2 protein-coding genes and 1 pseudogene are annotated in these 2556 nt (G+C 72.1%); all 3 read right to left on the bottom strand.

Features of this window, described 5'->3' with window-relative positions; translation table 11 throughout:
* Positions 1–1397, bottom strand: a 1397-nt coding sequence (locus H5J33_RS30785; RefSeq protein WP_181798053.1) for a glycosyltransferase, incomplete at its 3' end; no start/stop codon positions are given.
* 11 nt (positions 1398–1408) lie between these two features.
* Positions 1409–2365 carry a carbohydrate kinase family protein gene (locus tag H5J33_RS30780; RefSeq protein ID WP_181798052.1) on the bottom strand — a complete coding sequence of 319 codons (957 nt, stop codon included), beginning with the start codon at positions 2363–2365 and terminating at the stop codon, positions 1409–1411.
* Positions 2362–2556, bottom strand: a pseudogene (locus H5J33_RS30775) (1-epi-valienol-1,7-bisphosphate-1-adenylyltransferase); the annotation flags it as partial. The pseudogene H5J33_RS30775 and the gene H5J33_RS30780, both read right to left, overlap by 4 nt.

Below are 2556 nucleotides of genomic sequence, written 5' to 3'. Positions count from 1 at the left end.
GGGTCGTCCACCGGCAGCGCGTGCCCGAAGTGCGCGGTGACGCTCTGCGCGGTCGCGATCGGCACCGCGCCGCACGCCATCGCCTCGGCCTGGGCGATGAGGAAGCCGTCGAGCTCGAACTTGGAGGGGAACACACAGAAGTCGGCACACGCGGCCTGCTCGAACAGGGTGTCCTCGTCGGCCAGGCGCCAGTCCAGGTGCACACGGCCCGGGAACCGGTCGGCGACACTCTGGAAGTAGGCGTTGGCGGCCGGTGCCGTCCCTCCGCCGCCGTTGGTCGCGAAACGCAGCACGAACGCGGCTTCGGTGCCGCCGGCCAGGACCTCCTCGACGGCCCGGACCAGCTCCAGCTGCCCCTTGTGGTGCACCGCGTAGCGGGCGGCGTGGTAGAAGACCGGCAGCGAGGCGTCGAGACCCAGGCCCCGCAGGACCGCCTCACGGTCCACCGCGCCCGGATCCCGTGCCAGCCAGCCGTCGGAAATCCCGCAGCCCCCCGTGAAGAGCTTCGGCGCCCGCTCGCGCAGCGTCCGGGACACCGGCAGGGCACGGAACAGCGACTCGAACGGCGTGTCCCGGAAGGTGCTGTAGTGGTCGCGCTGGCCCGGCGAGACGAAGTCGACCAGATCGGCGTGGGCCAGGATCATCGGCAGGATCGCGATGTGGTCCGGGCCGGCCTCGACGTGCATCCGGGTGCCGGCCAGCACCCGCGCCATGATCGCCTCCGGGCTGTCCTCGGCGGGCAGCGGCGCCGCGAACGCGTCCAGGTCCGCGTCGACGCCGAACACGTCCAGCAGCCGTTCCACCTGCGGGCGGTACACCGCCTGGGCGACGGGCGCGTTGGCCGCGACCGTGCTCACCGTCCGCAGGGCCGGATCGCCCGCGAACAGCGTCGGCAGCAGATAGTGGTAGTACGGCTCGAAGCCGTGGACCACGGCCTCACCGCCCCCCAGGTACCGCCGGATGAAGTGGGCGCCCGCGACCTGGAAGACCAGCGGCTTGAAGTACGCGAGGTCCTTGCCCTCGGTGCCGGGCGGCGGATACAGCCGGTCGGGGAGCAGGTCCAGGCAGGCGTCGGAGAGGAAGTACACGTCCACGCCGTCCCTGCGCAGCCGGTGCGCCCGGGTGGTGAGGTCCAGGCCGGTCTCCGCCGGGTGGTCCGGCCACACCTTGGGATCCGGCACCAGCGGCACGCGGTGCTCGTGGACGTAGGGGAGGTCCTCGACCGGATGGTCCCGCCGCAGCTCTTCCAGGAGCCCGTGGGCGGGGGTGACCAGCGAGACGCGGTGACCGCGTGCCGCGTACTCCCGCGACAGGTTCCACACCAGCGGGGACAGCCCGCCGCGCATCAAGCGGTTGTCGAACCCGCCGCACTCGAAGGCGAAATGGATGACGTGCACGGCCTGCTCCCTCACCGGTTCGCCGCGGCGCGCGCGCCGGCCGCGCGCAGCCCCGGCAGGTCGATGAACTCGGTGTGGGTGCCGACGCTCCCGCACGCGAAGGCGCCGGCCACCGAACCGCTCAGCACGCACTCCTCCAGTGGGCGGCCCTCGAACCAGGAGTGCAGGAACGCGGTGACGAAGGCGTCCCCGGCGCCGTTGCTGTCCACCACCGGCCGCTCGGGCCGCACCGCGGGGAAGTGACGGACCCGCGTGGCGCCGCGCTCCAGCACATGGCAGCCGTCGGCGCCGTCGGTCGCGACCACGAACCGGGCCCGGCCCTCGTCGACGATCGTCCGCAGCACGCTCTCCAGCCGGTCGTGGATCGCCGCCGCGCTCAGGAAGACGTAGTCGGAGTTGAGGGCGTAGTGACGGTGGTGCGGATTGTGCCCGTCCCAGTCGTGCAGATCGGTGGAGCTGGTCACGCCGAGCCGGTGGACGTCCTCGTACATGTCCTGGTTGTGGCCGATGATCGACAGGTGGACGTGGGCCGACCGCTCCAGGAAGGGCAGGTAGAAGTCGCGGGGCAGCCTGAGGTCGGCGGGGTGGCGGCCGTCGTAGAAGGAGAAGCGGCGGCCCTGCGGGTCCACGAGGTTCGCCGAGCGCGGGGTGCCGTGCGGCGAGATCAGATGGCTGAAGTCGAGGCCTTGGCGGGCGTAGTGCTCCAGCACCATGCGGCCCTGCGGGTCGTCGCCGAGGAAGTCGATGAACTTGGTGCGCAGTCCGAGCGCGTGCCAGCCGAGCGCGACACCGTTGCCGGTGTGCCCGACGTAGTCGATCAGCGGCTCCACGAAGACCGAGTCGCCCGGCGGTACGCGCAGCTCGTCCACGCGCACGATGGTGTCCACGCCGACCCCGCCGACCACCAGGACGTCGTAGTCGTGGTCGGCCGGACGCTGTGCGCGGGTGTGGTGTTCGGGCAGGGTCATGCGCTCACTCCTTCGGCAACGTGCTGAACGCGTCCGTCCTCCAGGACGACCGCACCGTCGATGTCGGCGCCGGGCGGTATCACCGCGCCGGGCAGCACCACGCTGCGGCGCACCCGGGCGCCCGCGCCGACCCGCACACCGGGGAAGAGCACGCTGTCCCGCACCTGCCCGGCGTTGACGAGGTCCGAGGG

It is taken from the genome of Streptomyces sp. WELS2 (assembly GCF_013870595.1).
Classification (GTDB): domain Bacteria; phylum Actinomycetota; class Actinomycetes; order Streptomycetales; family Streptomycetaceae; genus Streptomyces.
This window is presented reverse-complemented; position numbering and strand designations above follow the sequence as displayed.

Coding starts and splice junctions, on each gene's coding strand:
- H5J33_RS30780 (WP_181798052.1), bottom strand. CDS start 2,365: ATGACCCTGCCCGAACACCACACCCGCGCACAGCGTCCGGCCGACCAC.